The sequence below is a fragment of the Microbacterium sp. NPDC060117 genome, assembly GCF_042729315.1.
Lineage (GTDB): Bacteria > Actinomycetota > Actinomycetes > Actinomycetales > Microbacteriaceae > Microbacterium.
Genome location: NZ_JBHWXR010000004.1, coordinates 187322 through 211266, shown reverse-complemented (window position 1 = coordinate 211266; position 23945 = coordinate 187322). Strand labels below are relative to the sequence as shown.

The window sequence follows — 23945 nt, the reverse complement described above, 5'->3', positions numbered from 1 at the left end:
CAGGCTTCCTTGACACAACCTTGAGGAGCTGGCCGAGGAACCCTGCGCTGAGGGTGGAACGTCTCCGCGGCGGCCGCTACTCCGCAGGTGCGAGCGCGATCACGGGCGCGAGGGCGTCCCGGCCCACGGCGATCGCGGGGCCCGCTGCATCGACCAGCACACCGCTCATCTCCGGCTGCTGCACGAGCACGGCGCCGATCTGCTCGGCGGTGAACGGCAGGGGCTGGTCGCCACGGCCGAGCGCGATGACCTCCAACGGGTGGCTGAACAGCTGCAGGTAGCGCGCGCCGTCGGCGGTGTGCGCCTCGGCCACACCGTACTGTCCGTCGCCGTCGACATCGCTGACCGCCACCCAGAGCCGGGCCGTGGTCAGCGCCTCGGCCACGCGCGCCTCGGAGTCCGCCTCGCGGGGCGCCGCGAGCAGGGCCTTGACCGCGAACGTCGGATCTGCCTCCTCCAGCGCCTTCTGCAGGATCTCCGACGGGAACACCACCCGGTGCGGCTCGGACGCGTTGTCGATGATGAGGCCGGCGAACGGACCGTCGATGACGTTCTGGTACACCGCCTGCACGGGCTGCACGACGGCCGAGGTCTCGGTCGGATCCTCGTCGCCCTGCTGCACGGAGTCGCGGACGGCGGCGGCCGAGCTGAACGCCAGCATGAAGGAGTTCTCGCCGTCGTTGACGACGGCGATGGCCAGGGGCTTGCCCTCCTTGATCTGCTCGCCGGCATCTCCGCTTACCCGCAGGAACAGGTTGCCCTGCAGCGACTGACGCAGCACACCGAGCAGCTCGGCCTGGCTCGCGTCCTCGCCGAGCATGGCGAGGGCCTCGCGCAGCAGCACGTTGTCGGGCATGCCCGGGATCGACTCGGTCGGCTCGGGCGGATCCACCGGGGCCAGTGGAAGCGGCGGACGCCCCGGCGGCGTCTGCGGCGCAGCCGGCGCCACAGGCGTCTCGTCCACGACGGGGTCGATCAGGTCGTGGCCGGCCTCCGGCGCCTCAACGGGCGGGGCGACGGCAGGACCGGAGGGAGAGCCCAGGCCGCGGAAGGCCTGCACCGAGACGTTGACGACGGGAGCGAGCGCATCGGCGGACTCCCCCGGGCCGGCCTCGGCCGTGCTCAAAGAGCCGTCCTCGGCGACATCCTCCGCGGCGGCGGGAGCGGACTCCGGCGTGACGTCGTCGTCCTGCTTCTTACGGCGCGAGAAAAGGCCCATTGCCCCAGCCTAAACCGGGACCGGCTCGGCTCTCGCGCCGCGCCGCGCAGAGCGGTCCGACCGGATCAGATCTTCTCGATCGGGGCGATCTTGACGAGCAGCTTCTTCTGGCCCGCGGCATCGAAGCGCACGTGCGCGATCCGCTTCGCCCCTTCACCGGTGATCGCCTCGACCTTGCCCTCTCCGAAGTCGTCGTGCCGGATGCGATCTCCCGCAGCGAGTTCGAGGTCGCCGTTGTCGCGCACCTTCGCCGTGACCCGGTTCGGGAACTTGTCCATCGCGGTCGACAGCGGCTTGAGCCCGTCCCGCTTCGGCAGCGCCCGCGGAGCGAACCGGTCCGCCGAGCCGGATCCGCCGCCGAAGCCGCCCGATCCGGATCCGCCCGGGCGACGGGCGTTCAGCGCGCGGGACTGCATCCCGCCGCGCGAGTTCACGTCTCCCGGGGACTGCCGCCAGTCGATGAGCTCCGACGGGATCTCCTGCAGGAACCGGCTCGGCATCGCCACGGACACCTCGCCGAACTGGGCGCGGGTCATCGCGAGCGACAGGTGCAGGCGCTTGCGGGCACGGGTGATGCCGACGTAGAAGAGACGGCGCTCCTCCTGCGGACCACCCGGCTCGTTCGCGGAGATCCGGTGCGGGATGAGGTCCTCCTCCACACCCGTCACGAACACGGCGTCGAACTCGAGCCCCTTCGCGGTGTGCATCGTCATGAGCGACACCACGCCCGACTCGTCCTCGAGGTCGTCGGCGTCGGAGACGAGGGCGACCTCGGTGAGGAAGTCGGCGATCGTGCCCTCGGGGTTGTTGCGGGCGAAATCGCGGGTCACGGCGATGAGCTCGTCGAGGTTCTCCAGACGCGCCTCGTCCTGCGGGTCGCGGCTCGCGCGCAGCGCGTCCATGTAGCCGCTCTGCTGCAGCAGCAGGGTCAGCCCCTCCGCGACGGCGGTGGGCGGCGCCACCTCGCCGGAGGCGGGAAGCATGATCTCCGTGGCGTCGCGCAGCACCGCGTCCAGCTGCGCGATGCCCGCCTGGATCTTCGGACCCACGCCGAGCTGAGTCGGGTGCGCGAGCGCGTCGCGGAAGCTCAGGCCGTGCTCCTCCGCGAAGCGGGCGATCGAGGTCTCTGTGACGTCGCCGATGCCACGGCGCGGCTTGTTCAGGATCCGGCGCACGGCCATCTCGTCCGCCGGATTCGCGACGGCGACGAGGTAGGCGAGCGCGTCCTTGATCTCGGCGCGCTCGTAGAACTTGGTGCCGCCCATGATCTTGTACGGCACGGCGGAGCGGATGAAGATCTCCTCCAGTGCGCGGGACTGCGAGTTCGTCCGGTAGAACACCGCCATCTCGCCGTACGGCATGCCCGCACGCCGCAGCGCCTCGACCTCGTCGGCGACGAACTGCGCCTCGTCATGCTGCGAGTAGCCGGTGAAGCCGACGATCGAGTCGCCCGATCCCTTGTCGCTCCAGAGCTTCTTGTCCTTGCGGTCGAAGTTGTTGCTGATCACGGCGTTGGCCGCTGACAGGATGTTCTGCGTCGAGCGGTAGTTCTGCTCGAGCAGAACGACCTTCGCGCCGGGGAAGTCGCGCTCGAACTCGCTGATGTTGCGGATGTCGGCGCCACGGAAGGCGTAGATCGACTGATCGGAGTCTCCGACGACCGTGAGCGACGCGCCAGGCTCTCCGCCGCCCGCTTCGTGCGGGTCGGGCTCGAAGATCATCATGCCGTTCGAGGCATACGGTTCCGGCGTGTTGCCCTGCACGGGCCGGGTGAGCTCGTGGATCAGCGCGTACTGGGCAGCGTTGGTGTCCTGGTACTCGTCGACGAGGATGTGCCGGAAGCGGCGCCGGTAGGTGTCGGCGACCTGCGGGAAGGCCCGGAACAGGTAGACGGTCTGTCCGATCAGGTCGTCGAAGTCGAAGGCGTTGGCCTTCTGCAGCTGGCGCTGGTAGTCGGCGAACACCTCGACGAAGACGCGCTCGGCCGGATCCGACATGTTCGCCTGTCGGGCGTAGGACTCCGCATCCTGCAGCTCGTTCTTGAGCTTCGAGATCCGCGACTGCATCGCGGCGGGGGTGAAGCCGAACGCGTCGGCCTCATGGTCCTTCACGAGCCGCTTGATGAGCGCGCGCGAGTCGCCGGAGTCGTAGATCGTGAAGGACTTGGTGAAACCGAACTGCTCGGCCTCGCGGCGCAGGATGCGCACGCACGCGGAGTGGAACGTCGAGATCCACATGCCGCGCGCGGAATCCCCCACCAGCTGCTCCACGCGCTCGCGCATCTCTCCTGCGGCCTTGTTGGTGAAGGTGATCGCGAGGATCTGGCTCGGCCAGGCCTCGCGCTGGCGCAGCAGCAGAGCGATGCGGCGGGTGAGCACGCTGGTCTTGCCCGACCCCGCCCCGGCGACGATCAGCAGCGCCTGGCCCCGGTAGGTGACGGCGTCGAGCTGCTGCGGGTTGAGCCCCGAGAGCAGGTCGTCGGCCGCGGCGACGGAGGTCGCTCCGTGCACCCCTCCGAAGGAGGATCCGGGCGGGAGGATGACGGGGGAAGGGGCTTCGCTCATGACCCCCCAAGTCTAGATCCGACCGCCGACACTCCGACGTGCTGCGCAACTCCTGAGCGCGGAGCGCGCGCGGCGTCCTTCATCTCGCTGCGCTCGCTCAGGAACCGGTGTGTAGGCGCCGGGTTCGGGGAAGAGGTCGTTGCGGCGTGGTCCGGGCTCAGGCGATCCGGGTTCCGGGCGGCAGCCGCCGCGCGGGTGTGCGCGTGCGCGCCCATGCTCCTGCGAAGAGGCCTGCGGCGATCACGATCTGGATCGCGAGTCCGACGAACCAGCTCGGCGTGGTGGATCCGATGATCTCCTTGGCCGTCGGGCGCCCGCCGTCGGGGCTCTCCAGGCAGGGGTCGTAGGTGTTCAGCGTCTGCGGAGGAAGCTGCGCGGAGCGCACCGAGAGCTTGATCCCGCCGAACATGTCGTCCGGGGAGCCGTATGCCGAATAGGTCGTCGGCGTGGCGTCGGCGAGCACCACGAATGGGTTCGCCGCGAGGAACCCCCACACGTAGTCGAAGCGCGGCTGCTGCATCGTGTGGGTCTCCCAGCGATTGCAGTCCGGCCCGTCCTGCGAATCCCAGACGCGGCTGCGCACCTCGACATCGGTGCGGATCACGGATCCCGCCAGCCCGAAGGCCAGCAGAGTGCCGACGCACAGCGCGGCGACCACGAGATAGGTGTTCGCGACGGAGAACAGCGGCCGTGCGACCAGGCCGCTCCAGCCGACGCCGATCGCCGCGACGATCACGATCTCGGCCGCGAGCACGAGCAGCGAGACCAGCAGGACGTCGGGGCGCACGCTCCCCACCAGCATGGAGACCACGAGGAACGGGACGGCGACGACCAGGAACGCCGAGCCGGTGATGATCGCCGCCAGCAGCTTCCCCACCATGATATCGCCGGTGCTGGCGAGCGTGATCTGCAGGCTCGCCAGTGTCGCCGCGTCGCGGTCCCCGTTGATGGACGATCCGCTGAGCGTCGGCGAGATCAGCATCACGAGGAGCAGCACCAGCAGGACGATCACGGAATAGGCGCCGGATCCGGCGGTCGGAGTGAACGAGAACGCCATCAGCGCGAGCACCGTGACGATGAGCAGGACGAGCGCGAACACGCCGAGCAGGATGTACCAGCCGGGACTGCGCAGTCGTTGCGTGAGCTCGAGACGGGCGATGGTCCAGATGCGCGAGGCGTTCATCGGGTGCTCCCCCCGTTGTCCGGCGCGTCCCCGAGGGAGAGGAACGCCTGCTCCAGTTCGCTCTGCGCCGGCGCGAACGCGCTCACGGCGAGTCCGTGCCCGACCAGACGGGCGAGCCCGGCCGCGGCGTCCCGGTCGTCCGTGAAGACGGCGAGCACATCGCCTCGATCGATGCCGAGCGACTCGGGTGCCACGCCCAGCGCCGCCGCCGTGGTCTGGCGCGGATCGGCGCCCGCGGGCGGCAGGCCCGTCGTTCCGCCCTCATCGACGGGTCCGGAGGAGAGGATGCGGATCCGCCACGCCCGCGCCTGCACCGCGGGGGCATCCACGACCGTGCCTGCGACGAGGAAGACCGTGTCGTCGACGACCTCCTCGAGCTCCGACAGCACGTGGCTGGAGATGAGGACGGCCCGTCCTTCCGCGGCGAGCCGGCGCAGCAGCACGCGCAGCTGCACGCGCGCCTCGGGGTCGAGGCCCGAGGCCGGTTCGTCGAGCAGCAGCACCTGCGGATCGTGCACGAGAGCGCGCGCGAGACCGAGCTTCTGCTTCTGACCGCGGGAGAGCACCTTGGCCGGGGTCGCCGCGAGATCGCGCAGGCCGACGAGCTCGAGCAGCTCCTCGGCGCGCGTCGCGGCCCGGTCCCGGTCGAAGTCGTGCAGACGCGCCGTCGTGACGATGCTCTCGCGCACCGTGAGCGCCGGCCAGGCGCCGAGGGCGTCCGGCATCCATCCGAGCACGCGGCGGGCACCGGTCGGATCCGCGACGGGATCGACCCCGCCGATCCGGATGCTGCCGCGATCGGGCGCCAGCAACGACGCCAGCATCAGCAGCAGCGTGGTCTTGCCCGCGCCGTTCGGCCCGACCAGGCCGGTGACGCGCCCGCGCGCCGCGGTGAAGCTCGCACCGCGCACGGCCTGCACCGAGCCGAATGACCGTGCCAGATCGGCGACGTGGATCCCACCCTCCGAAAGCGCATCCATAGGGTCAGCATGCCAGACGGCGTGCCGACGGCCGGTGCCTCACGCGGTCAGTCCCGGAATACCCCGGTCCCGAGATCCGGATGATCCAGGAATACGCCGTCGAGTCCGGTCGCGGCGATCCGCGCCCACTCCGCCCGGTAGTCGCCGAAGGCGGCTCTGCCGACGCCGGTGCGGAATCGTCGGTCCAGAAAGGCGTTCTCGGGGCGGCACGTCCAGGTGAACACGACGAGTCCGCGCGCGTGCGCCTCCGCGACCAGAGCTGCTCCCGCCGCGGGATCACGAGGATCGAGCAGGATCCGCTTGTCCACGCTGATACCGTCGACCGCTCCGTCTCCCCCGGCGCGGGCGAGGCGATCGAGACCCGCCGACGTGAGCGCGTCGGCGTACGTCGATGCAGCCTCGCCATCACGGGCGACGAGATCCGCCGGCGCCCCGCTCGCCTCCAGAAGGTAGATGTAGGTCCCCTGCACGCCCCGACCGCGGAGCTCGGCGAGGACGCCCTGCTCGAACGACTCGATCCAGAGGGGATGCTCCCCCGAGGCCCACCCGGCGTGCCTCAGGTCCCGCTCGACCAGCGCCGCCAGATCGTGCCCGATCCCGGCGAAGTACGTCGCGTGCTTGATCTCCAGTACGACGCCGAACTCCCGCCCGTGCTCGGCCGAGGACTCGGCGACGAGCACCAGCAGATCGGACAGCCGCAGGATCGGCTCGATGTCGTCGAAGCCCGCGGCTCCGGGGCGCAGCTCGGGGATCCGCTCCCGGCAGCGCAGCGTGGCCAGCTCCGCCCAGGAGAAGTCCTCGGTGAACCAGCCCGTGAGCGGCACGCCGTCGATGAGCTTCGTGGTGCGCCGGTCCGCGAACTCCGGATGACCGGTGACGTCGGTGGTGCCGGAGATCTCGTTCTCGTGCCGGATCACCAGCACGCCGTCACGCGTGGCGACGACGTCGGGCTCGACCGCGTCCGCGCCCATGGCGAATGCGAGGCGGTAGGAGGAGGCGGTGTGCTCGGGGCGATAGCCGGGAGCACCGCGATGGCCGATGAACAGGGGGACGTCGAGCGGGATCCGTCGGGTCACGCTCTCAGCGTACGGCAGTGCCTCTCGCAGGATCCGCCGCTATCGTAGAGGGAAGATGACCACCACTTCTGAGGAGTGAGGCCGACCATGAGCAACTTCGTGTTCAACAACCCGGCGTTCAAGGAGAAGGATCCGCGCGCAGTCGCGACCTATCCGGGAGGCCCCCAGGCCGGTGCGCAGAACGGGCAGTACGCCCCGCCGCCGCCCGCCGGCCAGTTCGCCGCGGCCCAGCAGGCCGCCGTCAATGCGAACCTGGAGGGGATGTACACGGCCCCGTCCGCGGGCGCGATCGAGACCGACCGGATGACCGTCGAGGACACCGTGTGGAAGACCGCGGGCCTGTTCGGCATCCTGCTCGTCTTCGCCGTGGTCGGCTGGTTCTTCACGCTCGGCGGCGCGGCGGTGCCCGACACCACCGACCCGTACGTGAAGGCAGCCGCGATGAGCAAGATCGCGCTGTGGCCGTGGCTCGTCGGCGCGCTCGGCGGCTTCGTGCTCGCGATGATCGTCAGCTTCACCTCGCGCAAGAAGGTCCGCCCCGCGCTGATCTTCGCCTACGCGGCGTTCGAGGGTCTGTTCGTCGGTGGCATCTCCGCGTTCTTCGAGGTGATGTGGCCCGGCATCGTGCTGCAGGCCAGCCTCGCGACCGTCGCCGTCGTCGCGGTCACCCTGGCTCTGTTCGCGAGCGGCAAGGTGCGCGCCTCGAAGAAGATGACCAAGATCGTGATGATCGCGATGCTCGGCTACCTCGTCTTCTCGCTGCTGAACGTCGGCCTCATGCTCTTCAAGGTGCTGCCGCAGGACATGATGTTCGGCCTCTACAGCGCCAAGATCGCCGGCATCCCGCTCGGCCTCATCATCGGCGTGCTCGTCGTTTTCCTCGCCGCGTACTCGCTGGTGATGGACTTCGACCAGATCCAGCAGGGCGTGCGCAACGGCGCCCCGCGCGTCTACGGCTGGCTCGGCGGCTTCGGCATCATGGTCACCGTGGTCTGGCTGTACGTCGAGATCCTGCGCATGATCGCGATCGCTCGCGGCAACAACTGACGCGGACCCGATCCGCACGAAGGCCGCTCTCCTCGGAGGGCGGCCTTCGTCGTTCCCGCGGGGCCGCGTTTCGTCTCGGTCTGCGTTTCGTCTCGGTCGCTGCACGTCCTCGCTCAACGACCGTTCGGCGTCCTCGCGCAACGTCCCCGTGGCGTCAGCCGCGCGCCTTCTGCTCGAGCAGGGCGCGTTCCCGGTCATTGCCCGCGAGGGCGGCGGCGACCGCGAACTCCGACCGCGCCTCCGCCTCGCGCCCGAGCCGCAGCAGCAGCTCGCCGCGGGTGGCCGGCAGCAGGTGATAGCCGCGCAGCACGCCGTCCGCGGCCAGCGCGTCGATGATGCGCAGCGCCGAGGCGGGGCCCGTGGCCATCGCGACGGCGGCGGCGCGGTTGAGCTCCACAACGGGCGACGGCGCGATCCGTCCGAGCGCCTCGTACAGCAGCACGACGGTGGCCCAGTCCGTCTCCTCGACCGACGGAGCAACGGCGTGGCATTCCGCGATGGCAGCCTGCAGCGCGTACGCGCCGCGCCCCCTGCCGAAGGCGTCCGCACGGGCCAGGGCGGCCCGTCCTCGGGCGATCCTTCCGCGATCCCAGAGGCGCCGGTCCTGATCCGCGAGGAGGATCGGATCCCCGTGCGCGTCGACCCGCGCGGGGAAGCGCGCGGCGGTGAGCTCCATGAGCGCGAGCAGCGCGTGCACGTCGGGCTCGCGGGGCAGGAGCGCGACGAGCACGCGGGCCAGCCGGATCGCCTCGCGCCCCAGGTCGGGGCGGAGCAGGTCCTCCCCCGCCGTAGCGGCGTGGGCCTCGTTGAAGACCAGGTAGAGCACGCCGAGCACGGCGCCGAGCCGCGCCGGAAGCTCATCCCGCGACGGCACCTCGAACGGGGCCTTCGCCGCGGCGAGCGTCTTCTTGGCACGTACGATGCGCTGCTGCACGGTGGCGACCGGCACCAGGAACGCCCGGGCGATCTGCTCGATGGTGAGGCCGCCGACCACGCGCAGCGTGAGCGCCACACGTGCTTCGCGCGCCAGCACGGGGTGACAGGCGATGAAGACCAGGCGCAGCACGTCGTCGTCGATCGCGTCCGGATCCCAGGGCGGCGCGTCCAGCGCGGAGTCCTGCTCCCGTTCGAGATCGTGCGCGATCACGGCGAGCCGGTCGTCGTAGCGCTCGCGACGCCGCCACCCGTCGATCGCGCGGCGCTTGGCGACAGCCGTCAGCCAGGCGGCGGGGTTGGCGGGCACGCCGTCCCGGGGCCACTGAGCGAGCGCCTCCAGCATCGCATCCTGGGCGAGGTCCTCCGCGAGGCCGAAGTCGCCGGTGAAGCGGGTCAGGGTCGCGACGATGCGCGCGGACTCGATGCGCCACACCGCCGCGACGGCGCGCTCCGTCGAGGAGCCCGCCGTCGCCGGGGAGTCGGTTCCTGGCATCGGCCTCACTCGGCCGCGCGGGCGGCCGCCTCCTCGCGCCAGCCGGCCTCCTTCTGGATCCACTCGTTGTCGGCCGGGAAGTCCTCCAACTCGGTGACGCGGCGGACCTCGAGGTACGCGCCGGGGCTGAGCGGAGCACGCTTGGCCCACTCCGCCGCTTCCTCGCGCGTGGACACCTCGATGATCCAGAAGCCGTTGAACAGCTCCTTCGTCTCGCCGTAGGGGCCGTCCGTCACCAGCGGCGCCTCGGCCGAGAAGTCGACGACGAAACCCTCCGCGGCGTCCGTGAGCCCCTCGCCGGCGAGCAGCACACCCGCCTTGATCATCGACTCGTTGTACCGCCCCATCGCCGCGATGACCTCTTCGAACGGCATGTCCTCGTACGCCCGCACACCCTGGTCGTCCGCGCGCATGATCAGCATGAACTTCATGATCTCTGTCTCCTCATCGGGGGTCGTGTCTCGACCCTCTCATTCAAGACGTCGAACGAGAAGACACCGGATCGACACCTCATCGAAGATTCTCCGAAGTTTTTCTAGACTCCCCAGATGACGTTCTCCTCTGCGCTCGCGACCGAGATCCGCGAGGCCCTGCGCACGGCCGCGGATCCCGCTCTCGCACCGGGCCAGCAGGCCTACATGAAGTCGACCATGCCGTTCCTCGGCGTGCGGGTGCCCGAAGCGCGCCGGCTCACTCGCGAGGCCGCGCGCGGCATCACGGACGTCGACGAGCTGCGCGAGGCGGCCCTCGACCTGTGGCGTGCGGCCGAGCACCGTGAGGAGCGCTATGCGGCGCAGGCGCTGATGGCGCTGAAGCCGCTGCGTCGACGGCTGGATCTGCTCGACGTGCACGAGGAGATGATCCGCTCCGGCGCGTGGTGGGACCATGTCGACGAGGTCGCGCACCGTCTCGCCGACCTGCTGGACGCCCATCCCGAGGAGCTGTCCGTGGAGCTGCGCGTGTGGGCGGATGACGAGGACCTCTGGATCCGGCGCGCGGCGATCATCGCGCAACTCGGCCGCACGCAGCGCGTGGATCGGGCACTGCTCACCGACGCGATCGAGCCGAACATCGCAGATCCGGAGTTCTTCATCCGCAAGGCGATCGGCTGGGCATTGCGGGAAGTCGCACGGCACGATCCCGACTGGGTGCGCGAATTCATCGACGCGCACCCCGGCCTCTCGCCCCTGAGCCGCCGCGAGGCGCTCAAGCACCTCGGCTGAGACCCGGATCCCGATCGCCATCGTCGGAGATGTACAGGATCGTCGGATCCGATCCGGAAATCAGTCCGAGAATCGAGTACATCTCCGAAGACAGTGGAAGGGCGCGAGCCGAAGCCCGCGCCCTCCCGAACGTCACTGTGGGAGATCACTCCCACTCGACCGCTGGCGCGGCCGAGTGCCACCGGTGCCATTCGTCGAGCGGGAGCTCCTTCGTCACTCCCACTCGATGGTTGCCGGCGGCTTCGACGTCACGTCGAGCACGACCCGGTTGACCTCGGACACCTCGTTCGTGATCCGGTTCGAGATCTTCGCCAGCACGTCGTAGGGCAGACGGGTCCAGTCGGCGGTCATCGCGTCCTCGGATGACACCGGGCGCAGCACGACGGGGTGGCCGTAGGTGCGGCCGTCACCCTGCACGCCCACGGAGCGCACGTCGGCGAGCAGCACGACCGGGCACTGCCAGATGGTCTGGTCGAGCCCGGCGAGCGTGAGCTCCTCGCGAGCGATCGCGTCGGCCTCACGCAGGATGTCGAGACGCTCGCGGTTGACCTCGCCGATGATGCGGATGCCGAGACCCGGCCCGGGGAACGGCTGGCGGCCGACGATCGCGTCGGGGATCCCGAGCTCGCGGCCGATCGCGCGCACCTCGTCCTTGAACAGGGTGCGCAGCGGCTCGATCAGGTCGAAGTCGAGGTCGTCGGGAAGGCCCCCGACGTTGTGATGCGACTTGATGTTCGCGGTGCCGGCACCGCCGCCGGACTCGACGACGTCGGGGTACAGGGTCCCCTGCACGAGGAACTTGACCTTCTCCCCCGAGGCCTTGGCCTCTTCGACGAGGTCTCGCTGCACCTGCTCGAAGGCGCGGATGAACTCGCGGCCGATGATCTTGCGCTTGGTCTCCGGATCCGTCACGCCGGCCAGGTGGCCGAGGAACGTGTCGGCCGCGTCGACGGTAATGAGGCGCACGCCCGTCGCTGCGACGAAGTCGCGCTCGACCTGCTCGCGCTCGCCCTTGCGCAGCAGACCGTGATCCACGAAGACCGCGGTGAGCTGGTCGCCGATCGCTTTGTGCACGAGCGCGGTCGAGACGGCGGAGTCGACGCCGCCCGACATCGCGGAGATCACGCGGGCGTCGCCGACCTGGGCGCGGATCCGCTCGACCTGCTCGGCGATGACGTTGTCGCTGTTCCAGTCGGCGGGCAGGCCCGCCCCCTTGTGCAGGAAGTTCTCGATGATCTCCTGACCGTGGTCGGAGTGCTTCACCTCGGGGTGCCACTGCACGCCGTAGAGCTTGCGCTCCTCGTCCGCGAACGCGGCGACCTTGGTGGAACCGGTCGAGGCGAGAACCTCGAAGCCCTCGGGGGCGCGGGCGACCTGGTCGCCATGGCTCATCCACACGTTCTGCTCTGCAGGCTGACCGCCGAGCAGCGTGGAGTCGTTGATCGGGATCATCGCATCGGTGGCCCCGTACTCGCGCAGGCCCGTGTTGGCCACCTCGCCGCCGAGCGTGCGCGCCATGTACTGGAAGCCGTAGCAGATGCCCAGCGTCGGGACCCCGAGCTCGAACACGGCCGGGTCCAGTTGCGGCGCGCCCTCCTCGTAGACCGACGACGGACCGCCGGAGAGGATCAGGGCGACCGGGTTCTTGGCCGCGATCTCGGCGGCGGTCGCGGTGTGCGGCACGATCTCGCTGTAGACACCGGCCTCGCGGACGCGGCGGGCGATCAGCTGCGCGTACTGCGCACCGAAGTCGACGACGAGGGCGGGGCGCTGCTCGGTGTCGGGAGTGTTGTCGGTCAACGGGCACCTTCCGTGGCGGGAGTGGTCGAGGAGGTCTGGTCGGCGGAGGCTTCCCGCGTGGCGAGGTACGCCTTCACTTCGCGGGCGACACGGGTCTCCATGATGAAGGAGAGGAACGGCACGACGCCGCCGAGGGCGAGCAGGATGAATCGCAGGAACGGCCAGCGCATCAGACTCCACACCCGGAAGCACGCGAAGAGGTACACGACGTAGAACCAGCCGTGCGCGACCAGGATCCCCATCGAGAGGTTCAGACCGTTGCCGGTGGATTCGAGGCCCCCGTGCAGGCTCTCGACGACCGGGGCGAACCAGAGGAAGCCGCCGGATCCGCCGGCGAAGAGCTCGAGATGGATCGGGGTGTACTTGAGGACCATCTCCGTGACCAGGAGCAGGAGCATGACGCCGGTGATCACGGAAGCGATCTGGTAGAACTTCAGCGCCCCGCGGATGGCCGGGAAGCTCGCGGCTTTCGGTTCGGGCATGGGTCTATTCTAAGCGGCCGACCTGTGCGCGCTTCCCGGGCACCTGAAGTGCGACCGAAGGCCCCGGGAACGACGAAGACCGCCGGATCCGAGGATCCGACGGCCTTCGCGGTCAGCGCGGGAGGATCACTCCGCGCGCAGGCGACGACGGGCCACGATCAGGCCCAGGCCGAGTGCGAGCAGCACCGCGGCGAGGAGCAGGAACGAGCCCGAGTCCGCACCGGTCAGCGCGAGACCGCCGCCGGCCGCGGATCCCGCCGCGGCGACGGTGATCGCCGCGGTGATCTGGGTGCCGTCCGCCAGGATCGCCACCACGTGGTGCTCTCCGGGTGTGGTGCCCGCGGGGATCGTGATGGTCGCCGAGAACGCGCCGTCCGCGTCGGTCGTCACAGATCCCAGGGAGACCGGGGTGGAGTGCAGTTCGAGCGCGACGGCCTGGTTCTCATCGAGACCCGAGCCCGCGATCGTGATGCTGCCGCCCGCGGCGACCGAGGAGGAGCCGAGCTTGAGCTGGCCCTTCCCGCGCACCACGGTGACGGCGGCGGTCGCCTCGTCGCCGTCGGCCTGGGTCGCGGCGACGAGGTAGTCGCCGCCCTTGGCCGAGCGCGGCACCACCGGCGACACGGAGAACGAGCCGTCGCCGCCGACCTTGACGGTGCCGAGGTCGATGACCGTGCCCTTCTTGCCTTGCTCGCGCAGCTGCAGCGTCAGCGTCTCGCCGGGCTCGAAGGCCTGGCCGGTCAGCGTCAGCTTCTCGCCCGCGAGGACCTTGGCCGCGCCGACCGAGACGGTGCCGTTGAAGGATCCGGTGTCGGATCCGGCGACCGTGATCGGCAGCTGCACCGCGGTGCCGGTGCCGGCGACCGAGACGTGCAGCGCCTGCGCGCCGGTCACGCCCTCGGGGATCGTGAACATCAGCGTGGCCGTGCCCGCCTCGTCGTAGGCGTCCAGGGTCATGGCCGGGTTCACCGGCGCGGTGGCCAGGTCCTTGCCGCCGAGCGAGACCGTGACGTCACCGGGCGCCTTCTCCCCCGCGGTGAACGCGAGCGAGCTGAGGTTCAGCGTGACGCTCTCCCCTGCCTTGTAACCGGCCGCGTCGGCGGGAGCGGAGAGCACCGTGCCGACCGCGCGCTGGGCGAGGTCAGGGGATGCTGTCTTGTTCGCCGCGAACCAGTCGACCATCGACTGCAGGTCCACCTTGCCGGTGTCCTTCTTGTCGGTGCCCTTCTGGAACGCGGTGAACGCGTCACCGCCCGCCGCGAGGAAGGCGTTCGCGCCCACGGTGTAGGTCGCGGCCGGATCGATCGGAGCGCCGTTCACCAGGATGCCCGTGATGTGCGAACCCGCCGCGGCGGCCGGGTCGTACGTGTAGGTCAGCTCCTTGGAGACGCCCAGCTTGAGGAACGGACGCGCCGAACCGGCGGGCTGCCACTGCTGCTCGAGCACCTGCTTCACCTGCGCTCCGGTGAGCTTCACCGTCATGAGCGTATTGGCGAAGGGCTGCACGGTCGCAGCCTCCTTGTAGCTGACGCTGCCGTCCGCGTCCCCCGCGCCGCTCGACGCGTAGGTGAGGTTGGCACGCAGACCGCCCGGGTTCATGACCGCGAAGTCCGCGCCGGTCGACCACTTCTGCACGTCGGCGACGAAGTTGCCCAAGGTGGACTCGCCGCCGCGATTCTCCGTCTTGCCGTCGCTCTGACGGGCCCGGTTGAAGTCGGCGGTGATGTCGCCGAGCTTGACCGAACCCAGCTCCGCGGCCTTCGCCTTGGCGGCGTCGACGATCGCCTGCACCTTCGGGTCGGCCGGGAAGGCGGGCTTGCCGCCCACCGTGAGCGGCTTGATCTCGTTGGTGATCGAGAGGAGCTTCTTGCTCGTCGGGTCGACCTTGATGTCCATCAGGCCCAGGTTTTCGCCGTACTGCCCGGCCGAGACCACCGGTCGCCCGTCGATCACGTGGTTGTACGCGAGGTGCGTGTGCGCAGAGACGATCGCGTTGACGTCCTTCGAGACGCCGTTCACGATCTCGCCCAGACGCGACTCGGGGGTGATGCTGGCCACGTCGGTCGTGGTCGCCCCCTCGTGCACGAGCAGGATGATCACGTCGGCCTCGCCATTGGAGGCGTCGCCGTCGCGCAGCTGCTTCGCGACCTTGTTCACCGACTCGGGGATGCTGCGGACCTCGAGGCCCTTCATCCCGTCCGGCGAGACGAGGGTCGGCAGGTCCTCGGTGACGGCTCCGATGAAGCCCACCTTGACGCCCTTGATGTCCTTGACCCAGGCCGGGGTGAGCGCGGGCTCGCCGGTGGCGGTCAGGAACACGTTCGAGCTGAGGTAGGTCCAGTCGGCGCGCTTCTCCACACGGTCGCGGAGGTCGGCGTAACCCTGGTCGAACTCGTGGTTGCCTGCCGCGCTCACATCGAGACCGGCCGCGTTGAGCGCGTCGATCGTCGGGTTGTCCTGCTGGATGAAGGATGTGAACGTGGAGGCGCCGATGAGGTCGCCCGCGGCCGCGAAGATCGTGTTCGGGTTCTGGGCCCGGATCTGCTCGACCGCTCCGGCCAGCACCGCGGCTCCGGCGGCGGCGCCGTCGGCCTCGATGCGACCGTGGAAGTCGTTGATCGTCGCGACGTTGATGTCGATCGGATCCGCCGCGCCCTTGACGCCGACGAGGATCGGGTCGTGGTCGCTGGAGCGGTACGGAGTGCCCGCCTCGGTGGCCGCGAACGCGTAGCCGCGGTCGCTCCACTCGGGCGAGTTGATGTTCCACACTCCGGCGCCGGTGATGGCCTTCGCCGCGGAGGGCGACGCGATCACGTGGTCCAGGGATCCGAGCTCGCCGTCGAAGGAGTAGGTGTACTGGCCCGCGGCGTGCGTCGGCTCGACATCGGTCCACCCTGCCTGGGTGAAGACGTCGATCGGGTCCTCCTTGCCGTAGGCGTTGAAGTCGCCGACGAGGAAGACGTCATCGCTGCCCGAGTCCTTCTGCACCTTCTGCGCGAACGCGAGCTCGGCCTTGGCCTGGGCGACGCGGTCGGCGTTGAAGAAGCCCTGCCCGTCGGCCGGCTCGGGGCCCGCGTTCTGCGGCGGGGACTTCGACTTCAGGTGCGTCGTGACAACGGAGAGGATGCGGCCCTGAGCGGTCTGGAACGTCTGCGCGATCGGCTCGCGGGCGTTGCCGAAGACGGTCTCGTCGACGATGGTCGACGCGTCGCCCTTGAGCGTGACGGACGCCTTCTTGTAGATGATCGCTGTCGTGATCGCGTCGGTGATCGACGGGTCGTTCAGCGCCGCGGGCGTGCGGACGTAGTCCCACACCTCGGATCCGGCCGCGTCGTTGAGCCCCTGCACGAGGTTCTGCAGCGGAGCGTCGAGCGCGAGGCCGAACTTCGGTCCGTTCTCGACCTCCATGAGACCGACGACGTCGGCGCCCAGCCCGTTGATCGCCGAAACGATCTTGGAGCGCTGGATCTGGAACTGCGCGTCGGTCTTGGCGCCGCGGGCGTTCGCGTCCTGGCTCGAGAGCGTCGTGAAGAAGTTGTAGACGTTGAACGACGCCACCTTCACGTCTCCCCCGACGGCCGGAGGTGCGGCCGGGCGCGGGTTCTCGCTGCCGAAGGTCGGCTTGTGCGACGCATCGCTGGTGCCGGAGATCGGCACCACCGGCTGCAGGCGCCAGTCGTCGAAGCCGTACTGCAGGATCTCGCCCTCGGCGGGGAAGTTCACGGTGTCGCCGTTGCGAACGACCGTGTCCTTGGTGAAGTACGGCTGGCCGCCGGTGTGCCCGCCCTTGCCGATCTGCGAGGACCAGCCGTCGTCGAGCAGGATCCGGTTCGCGCGGTTCGCGGCCGTGATCGCGTCGGCGTCGGCGCCGGGGCGTGCGAGCTCGGTGGCCTTGACGTTGAGCTTGTCGCCCGCGTTGAGCCACAGCGCGCCATAGTTGTAGAGCTGGTGGCTGGAAGCGAGCTTGTACGTGCCGGTGGGCGCGACGAGCATGTTCTCGTACGCCTCGCGGTCGGCGCCGCGCACGCTGTCGGGCAGTGCGACCGGCTGCGGCACGCCTGCGCCGGCCGTCACGACCGAGACGTCCCCGACCGCGGCCGGGTTGATCTGGGTCTGACCGAAGTACTCCGAGACCTTGCCGGTCACGGTGACGAGGTCGCCGCGCGCCACGGACGGGGCGAGCGCGTTCAGGTAGACGAAGATGCCGTCCGAGGCGCCGTCGGTCTTGACGTCCCCGCCGGTGCCCTCGGTCTGGATCGTGATGCCCTTGTATCCACCGGTGCGGTAGTCGCCGGTCACGATGCCCTGCACGGTGACGGTCTGGTCCACGAGCGGCGACGTGTCGGTGGTGCCCTGCACCTCGGCGATGGTCTTGGTCTCGCCGGGAGCCTGGGTGTCGGTCGGCGTCGGCGTCGGGGTCGGCTCTGGACCGGTTCCGGGGTCGGTCGGGAACTCGGCCGCCGCGGACGTGTTCTTCGGGGTGAGCGTGGCGGACAGCGTGAAGTCGGCGCTGTTCGAGTCGGTGTCGGCCCCGCTCGTCCGGTTGAGGGACTTCACGTCGGTGTTGCCCGCGGGAGCCGTGGCGGCCGCGCCCTCGAAGGTGTTGGACGTGCCGTAGCCGAGCAGGTCGATCACGTCGGCGTTGCCGGCGACGGATCCGGTCGGGAGGCTGATCGCCGTTGCGCCCTTGACCAGGGCGATCGTGCCGGAAGCGCCGCTCGGGTTCAGAGTGCTGGTCGCATCGGGCGTGGGCAGGGCCGCGCCGTTCGATCCGTTGCTGCTGCCCTGGATGAGGTAGTAGCTGCCGGCCGCGATCGTACCGGAGAGCGCGACGGTACCGTTCGAGTTCCCGGTTCCGGCCGCCGAGCGGTACTGCAGGGACAGCCCGTCGAGCGTGACGGCCGTGTGCGTCGGGTTGTAGAGCTCCACGAACTTGTTCGTGTAGGCCGCGCCGGCGCTGCCGCCGGAGAGGTAGGCCTCGTTGATCACGACACCGGTGCCGGTCGTGTCGGCGAACGCCGGGACGGCTGCCAGGCAGCCGAAGCTCAGCGCGGCGACGGTGGTCGCGGCGAGGGCGCCGAGTCGCGCCCCTCTTCTGCGGAACGACGAGGGGACCATGCGGTTCCCATCATCGGGGACGGACTTCATCAGCGCTGCCTCCACGGAACGGATGCGACGGCTCCCGGTCGGGACCGTCGGTGCGCGGCGCATTCGGGCAGCCGCACACCTCACCGACGATAGGCGAGCCTATGGACCCTCTTCAAGGAAGATATGCACTGGCTGAAAGCTGTTCATCGGCTCGTCACCAACGGAGCACTGGGGTCGCGTCCCTCGGCCCGCGCGAACGCGCATCGGCGTAACCTCCCGTGCTCAGACGCGCACTCCGGCGCGCGCAGACGAGCGGGGGGCGACTCAGTCGGCGGTGCCGCGCCGCTCGTCGAAGTCCTCGACCTCTCGCTCCCAGGCGTCCTTCGCGAGGCGGTACCAGAGGTAGAACGCGAAGCCGGCGAAGATCGCCCACTCCACGGCGTAGAAGATGTTCAGCCAGTTGACCGAGGAGTGCTCCTCCGGTGCCGGCGAGGAGATCGTGCTGAGACCGCCGAGCGGGGTGCCGGAGGCGAGGTACGGCCGGTACACGTTCAGCTCCGCGGTGTCATGCCAGAAGCCGAGCAGCGCCGCCGGCGACATCCGGTCCATACGGGCGGGCTGATCCTGCGGGGGCGCGACGGGCCCCTCGTCGGAGATGAGGCGACCGGTGACGGTGAGAACGGATCCGTCAGCGGTCTTCTCCAGCCTCTGCACCGCGGCCTGGGCGGCTTTCTCGTCAGGCGCCCAGCCGATCGCGACGGCGAGGGAGGTGGGCTTCGCGGTGCCGGCGATGCGCAGCTGCCCGGTCACCCAGTAGCCCTCGACGCCGTCGTTGAAACGCGACGAGACGATGAGGAAGTCACCCGGGATCCAGGATCCGCTGGTCTGGGTCCGCTGGCCGACCAGCGGCGCGTCCAGATAGGCGCCCGGCTTCACGACCTGGTCGATCGGCAGCACCTTCTCGGTCGCCCCGGGCGGCGGCGGGTTGGTGTCGATGGCGCGGCCGAGCTGCCACTGGCCGAGCCAGGCGAACACGCCGGCCACCACGAGGCACAGCAGCAGCATGCCGATCCAGCGGCCACGCAGCATGACCTCGCGCAGGGTCGGCGGAAACTCCTGAGCCGGAACGGCGGGGTGCTGCGAAGACGACACGGGGCGGTTCAAGAACGGCGGACGTTCAGGACTCGTACGGCGAGAGCACGACCTCGACGCGCTGGAACTCCTTGAGGTCGGAGTATCCCGTGGTCGCCATGGACTTGCGCAGTGCGCCGATGAGGTTGGCGGTGCCGTCGGCCACCGGGGCCGGGCCGTAGAGGATCTCCTCGAGCGTCGCGACGCCGTCGACCGCCACACGCCGACCGCGCGGAAGCTTCGGGTGGTGCGCCTCGGGCCCCCAGTGGAAGCCCTGGCCCGGGGCGTCGGTGGCACGCGCGAGCGCGACGCCGAGCATGACCGCATCCGCGCCCATCGCGAGAGCCTTGACGATGTCGCCCGAGGTGCCGACGCCGCCGTCGGCGATCACGTGCACGTAGCGGCCGCCCGACTCGTCGAGGTAGTCGCGGCGCGCGGCGGCGACGTCGGAGACCGCGGTGGCCATCGGCGCGTGGATGCCCAGCGTGGCGCGCGTGGTCGAGGCCGCTCCCCCGCCGAAGCCGACGAGCACGCCGGCCGCGCCCGTGCGCATGAGGTGCAGGGCCGCGGTGTAGGTGGCGGCGCCGCCGACGATCACCGGGACATCGAGGTCGTAGATGAACTTCTTCAGGTTGAGCGGCTCGGCGACGCTCGACACGTGCTCGGCGGAGACGGTCGTACCGCGGATGACGAAGAGGTCGACGCCCGCCTCGACGACGGTCTGGTAGAGCTCCTGGGTGCGCTGCGGCGTGAGGGATCCGGCGACCGTGACACCGGCGTCGCGGATCTCGGCCAGGCGCGCCTTGATCAGCTCCGGCTTGATCGGCTCGGCGTACAGCTCCTGCATGCGCGAGGTCGCCGTCGCCTCGTCGAGGCCGGCGATCTCGGCGAGCAGCGGCTGCGGATCCTCGTACCGGGTCCACAGGCCCTCGAGGTCGAGCACGCCGAGGCCGCCGAGCTGACCCAGCATGATCGCCGTGCGGGGGCTGATCACCGAGTCCATCGGGGCGCCGAGCACGGGGATCTCGAACGGGAACGCGTCGATCGTCCACGCGGTGGAGACGTCCTCCGGGTTGCGGGTGCGCCGCGAGGGCACCACCGCGATGTCGTCGAACGTGTATGCGCGACGCGCGCGCTTGCCTCGGCCGAGCTCGATCTCCTGAGTCACGACCCCAGCCTACCCGGGTTGCCTCTGCCGCTCAGCGGGTGCGCGCGACCCGGCGCTCGTCCCACACCGGAGCGTCCGACTCGTAGACCCCGCCGTCCTCGCCGAACACCAGGAAGCGGTCGAACGAGCGCGCGAACCAGCGGTCGTGGGTGACCGCGACGACCGTGCCCTCGAACCGCGCGATCGCATCCTCGAGGGCCTCGGCCGACTCGAGGTCGAGGTTGTCCGTGGGCTCGTCGAGCAGCAGCAGCGTCGCACCGGAGAGCTCGAGCAGCAGCACCTGGAACCGGGCCTGCTGCCCGCCGGAGAGCTGCGCGAACTCCTGCTGCGCCTGCCGCACCAGCCCGTAACGGTCCAGCGCCGAGCTCGCGGCGTCGCGGGGCATGCCCGTCCTGCGGTCATCACCACGGTGCAGGATCTCCAGCAGGGTACGCCCGGCGAACTCCGGATGCGCGTGCGTCTGGGCGAACAGGCCGGGCACGACGCGGGCGCCGAGCACCGCCGCACCGGTGTGGGCGACCTCGTCCAGCCGCTCCCCCGCGCCGGTGAGGTGTCCGAGAGTCGGATCCGGGTCGCTGCCGCCGCGGGCCAGCAGCCGCAGGAAGTGCGACTTGCCGGATCCGTTCGACCCCAGCACGGCGACACGATCGCCGAACCAGAACTCGGCGTCGAAGGGGCGCATGAGGCCGGTCAGTTCGAGGCCTGTGCAGACGATCGCGCGCTTGCCCGTGCGCGCACCCCGCAGCCGCATGTCGAAGTCCTGCGCGGGCGGGCGCTCCTCGGGCGGTCCCGCCTCCTCGAACTTGCGCAGCCTGGTCTGCGCCGCCTGGTAGCGCGAGGCGAAGCCGTCGTTCGCGGCGGCCTTGACCTTGAGGTTCGCGACCAGGGTCTTCAGCTTCTCGTGCTGCTCATCCCAGCGTCGGCGCAGCTCGTCGAGCCGGTCCATCCGGTCGGTCCGCGCCTGATGGTAGGTCGCGAACCCGCCGCCGTGCACCCACGCGGTCGCGCCCGCGCCGCCCGGCTCGAGCGTCACGATGCGGTCGGCCGCCCTGGCGAGCAGTTCGCGGTCGTGCGAGACGAGCAGCACCGTCTTCGGGGTCTCCCGCAGCCGTTCCTCGAGCCAGCGCTTGCCCGGCACGTCGAGGTAGTTGTCGGGCTCGTCGAGCAGCAGCACGTCGTCAGGACCGCGCAGCAGCGCCTCGAGGGCGAGCCGCTTCTGCTCGCCGCCGGACAGGGTCGCGAGATCGCGGAATCGCGCCCGCTCGAACGGGACGCCGAGAGCGGCGACCGTGCACTGGTCCCACACCGTCTCGTGCTCGTACCCGCCGGCATCCGCGTACTCCGCGATCGCGGTCGCGTACCGCATCTGCGTGGGCTCGGCGTCGTCCTCGATGAGGGCGTTCTCGGCGGCCTCGAGCGCCTCGGCCGCCGCCCTGATGCGCGCGGGCGCGACCGTGATGAGCAGCTCGTGCACGGTCTGCCCCTCGTGGCCGTGGCCCACGAACTGATCCATCACACCGAGGGATCCGTCGATCGTCACGACCCCGGCGTCCGGCGCCTGTTCGCCACGGATGATCCGCAGGATCGTGGATTTGCCGGCCCCGTTCGGTCCGATCAGGGCGCTGGTGGATCCGGCGCCGACGCGGAACGAGGCCTCGTCGAGCAGGGGGCGGCCGTCGGGCAGGGTGAGCGAGACGCCGGCGACATCGATGTATCCCACGGTGGTGGTCCTTCCGCCCGCGCGCGTGTGCGCAATGGCGAGCCGACCAGGCTATCAGGCGAGGGATCCGGCGCGCACCCGCGCGTGGCCGGAACGACGGCGAGCCCGACACCGTCACCGCTGCGACGCCTGCACGGTCGTGCGACGCCTGCACGACTGCACCCCGGCGACGCGTGCACGATCGCGCAACGCCTGCACGACTGCACCCCGGGATCCTTCGTGCATCCGTCGCAGCGTCGCGCATCCGTCGCACCGCGTCCGGCACCGAATGCCGGTCGAGCCCAGCCCGGATCCGCGCTGGCGCCGGCGACGCGTGCACGATCGCGCAACGCCTGCACGACTGCACCCCGGGATCCTTCGTGCATCCGTCGCAGCGTCGCGCATCCGTCGCACCGCGTCCGGCGAGCGACGCCTGCGAGGGCTCAGACGAGCGCGCCGGAGGTCGGAACCGGGTTCGCGAACAGGTCGAGCACGGGGCAGTGCTCCTCGACGACGACGCGGAGCCGCTCGTATTCCTGGGCGGAGTTCGGACCGGTGATGTCGACCCGCACGCGGACGTCGTGGAACCCGGCGCGTCCGGACTCATCGATGCCGAAGAGCTTGCGCACGTCGAGGTCGCCCTCGGCCGTGATCTCGATCTCGTCGATCGTGAGGCCGAGAGCCTGGGCGTAGAGCCGGAACACGACGACCTGACACGAGACGAGGGCACCCAACGCATACTCGACGGGGCTCGCGGCGGCGTCATCACCGGCGAGCCCGGCCGGCTCGTCCACGAGGAACGTGTGCTTACCCGCGCGGATCTCGGTGCCGACGGATCCGACGCCCCGCCCCACGACCTTGTACGTCAGCTGCGCGTTCGCGGGGTCGGCGGCGATGCGCTCGTTCCATGCGGAGCCGGCGTTGTTCAGACGCTCCGCGCGCTGCTCGGGCGTGACGTCGGCGATAGGGGCGGTGGTGTCCTGGAGGAGAGTCATGGCGTGACCATATTCGGCTCCCGCACCCCGGCGCCGCAGGTCCGTCATCGACGGACATCCGGCGTCATGCGGCGTCGCGGGGCCTCCTGCGGCGCCGCGGCGCCGACGCCCCGGCTCCGAGCCTGATGCGGCTACTAGAGCCGGTGCTCGTTGCGCGGCAGCACCTCGAGCACATGCGGCAGCTTGTTCGGGAAGCACGCCCGGAACAGCTCGGTGATCTGCGGATCGGATCCGTAGTCGTCCACGATCCGGAGTCCGATCATGGTGCTGATCAGCATGCCCTCGGCGAGGAAGGTGCGGGCCTCGTCTGCGTCGAGGCCCATGTCATCGCGGAAGAAGCGCCACACCTTCGCGAATCCCTGGCGCGCGGCGGCGCCGATGGCCGGGTTGCTGCCGAGGAGGTAGGCGTGCGCGAGCGTCTGATGCAGGCCCCGCACCTCGATGAGGTCGACGTACGCCTCGCCGATGCGCTTGCCCAGCGGGCGCTCGCCCCCCTCGTCGGACGCCACGAGCGCCTCGCGGAAGACAGTGAGAAGGCGGTCGAGGGCGAACTCGATCGTCGCGAGGAAGAGGTTCTCCTTGGATCCGAACAGACGCACGACGTACGGCTGGCTGACGCCGGCGGCCTTGGCCACCTGGTCGGTGGTGGCGCCCTCGTAGCCGCGGGATCCGAAGACGGTGAGCGCCGCGAGGATGATCTGCGCGCGACGCTCCTGGGAGGAGAGGCGGCGACCGGAGTCCTCGCCGATGCCGGTGTCCGTGGGCGCTGCGGGGGTCATGGCGAAAGGTTATCAGCGAATGACTTGACTTTGTAATCATACGATTACTACATTGTCTCAAGCGCTAGTAATCATCCAATTA

General features: G+C 70.1%; 17 protein-coding genes. 2 read left to right on the top strand and 15 right to left on the bottom strand.

The features are described from left to right. Positions 1-76 precede the first annotated feature (76 nt). The 5 genes from ACFWCK_RS16790 to ACFWCK_RS16770 all read right to left on the bottom strand — a co-directional run bounded on the left by ACFWCK_RS16790 (position 77) and on the right by ACFWCK_RS16770 (position 7022). Positions 77-1219 carry an SseB family protein gene (locus ACFWCK_RS16790; protein ID WP_378806931.1) on the bottom strand — a complete coding sequence of 381 codons (1143 nt, stop codon included), beginning with the start codon at positions 1217-1219 and terminating at the stop codon, positions 77-79. 65 nt (positions 1220-1284) lie between these two features. Further along, positions 1285-3783: an ATP-dependent helicase gene (locus ACFWCK_RS16785; RefSeq protein ID WP_378806930.1), complete on the bottom strand. Its 2499-nt coding sequence runs from the start codon at positions 3781-3783 to the stop codon at positions 1285-1287. Between the two features lie 157 nt (positions 3784-3940). Then, positions 3941-4966: an ABC transporter permease gene (locus ACFWCK_RS16780; protein WP_378806929.1), complete on the bottom strand. Its 1026-nt coding sequence runs from the start codon at positions 4964-4966 to the stop codon at positions 3941-3943. Then, positions 4963-5946 (bottom strand): ABC transporter ATP-binding protein, encoded by a 984-nt coding sequence (locus ACFWCK_RS16775; RefSeq protein ID WP_233312761.1) that lies wholly within the window; start codon positions 5944-5946, stop codon positions 4963-4965. The genes ACFWCK_RS16780 and ACFWCK_RS16775 overlap by 4 nt, the downstream gene beginning before the upstream one ends. A gap of 47 nt (positions 5947-5993) precedes the next feature. Beyond that, positions 5994-7022 carry a glycerophosphodiester phosphodiesterase family protein gene (locus ACFWCK_RS16770; RefSeq protein WP_378806927.1) on the bottom strand — a complete coding sequence of 343 codons (1029 nt, stop codon included), beginning with the start codon at positions 7020-7022 and terminating at the stop codon, positions 5994-5996. Positions 7023-7109: 87 nt separating this feature from the next. Between ACFWCK_RS16770 and ACFWCK_RS16765 the strand changes: the two genes are divergently transcribed. Next, on the top strand, positions 7110-8069 hold the full coding sequence (locus tag ACFWCK_RS16765) for a Bax inhibitor-1/YccA family protein (protein ID WP_233312763.1): 960 nt from the start codon (positions 7110-7112) through the stop codon (positions 8067-8069). A 154-nt stretch (positions 8070-8223) separates the two neighbouring features. Here the strand turns inward: ACFWCK_RS16765 and ACFWCK_RS16760 are convergent, their stop codons facing one another. Next, a complete protein-coding gene (locus ACFWCK_RS16760; RefSeq protein ID WP_378806925.1) occupies positions 8224-9498 on the bottom strand; it encodes an RNA polymerase sigma factor in 1275 nt (424 codons plus the stop codon). A 5-nt stretch (positions 9499-9503) separates the two neighbouring features. Then, a complete protein-coding gene (locus ACFWCK_RS16755; RefSeq protein WP_233312765.1) occupies positions 9504-9929 on the bottom strand; it encodes a YciI family protein in 426 nt (141 codons plus the stop codon). A gap of 117 nt (positions 9930-10046) precedes the next feature. Here ACFWCK_RS16755 and ACFWCK_RS16750 point away from each other — a divergent pair, with 117 nt between their 5' ends. Beyond that, entirely contained in the window at positions 10047-10721 is a 675-nt protein-coding gene (locus tag ACFWCK_RS16750; RefSeq protein WP_378806922.1) for a DNA alkylation repair protein, read from the top strand. Positions 10722-10934: 213 nt separating this feature from the next. On the opposite strand, the gene guaA is transcribed toward ACFWCK_RS16750, so the two are convergent. The 8 genes from guaA to ACFWCK_RS16710 all read right to left on the bottom strand — a co-directional run bounded on the left by guaA (position 10935) and on the right by ACFWCK_RS16710 (position 23863). Then, entirely contained in the window at positions 10935-12521 is a 1587-nt protein-coding gene (gene guaA, locus ACFWCK_RS16745; protein WP_378806920.1) for a glutamine-hydrolyzing GMP synthase, read from the bottom strand. Next, positions 12518-13003 (bottom strand): DUF3817 domain-containing protein, encoded by a 486-nt coding sequence (locus ACFWCK_RS16740; protein WP_378806919.1) that lies wholly within the window; start codon positions 13001-13003, stop codon positions 12518-12520. Before ACFWCK_RS16740 ends, guaA begins: the two co-directional genes overlap by 4 nt. A gap of 126 nt (positions 13004-13129) precedes the next feature. Continuing rightward, entirely contained in the window at positions 13130-18151 is a 5022-nt protein-coding gene (locus ACFWCK_RS16735; protein WP_378806917.1) for an ExeM/NucH family extracellular endonuclease, read from the bottom strand. 264 nt (positions 18152-18415) lie between these two features. Further along, entirely contained in the window at positions 18416-19180 is a 765-nt protein-coding gene (locus ACFWCK_RS16730) for an SURF1 family protein (RefSeq protein ID WP_378807383.1), read from the bottom strand. 88 nt (positions 19181-19268) lie between these two features. Further along, positions 19269-20390 (bottom strand): GuaB3 family IMP dehydrogenase-related protein, encoded by a 1122-nt coding sequence (locus tag ACFWCK_RS16725; RefSeq protein ID WP_233312770.1) that lies wholly within the window; start codon positions 20388-20390, stop codon positions 19269-19271. A gap of 31 nt (positions 20391-20421) precedes the next feature. Continuing rightward, positions 20422-22110, bottom strand: a complete 1689-nt coding sequence (locus ACFWCK_RS16720) for an ABC-F family ATP-binding cassette domain-containing protein (RefSeq protein ID WP_378806915.1) — start codon at positions 22108-22110, stop codon at positions 20422-20424. Positions 22111-22532: 422 nt separating this feature from the next. Beyond that, entirely contained in the window at positions 22533-23084 is a 552-nt protein-coding gene (locus ACFWCK_RS16715; RefSeq protein ID WP_378806914.1) for an OsmC family protein, read from the bottom strand. Positions 23085-23218: 134 nt separating this feature from the next. Continuing rightward, a complete protein-coding gene (locus ACFWCK_RS16710) occupies positions 23219-23863 on the bottom strand; it encodes a TetR/AcrR family transcriptional regulator (protein ID WP_378806913.1) in 645 nt (214 codons plus the stop codon). Between the last annotated feature and the right edge of the window lie 82 nt (positions 23864-23945).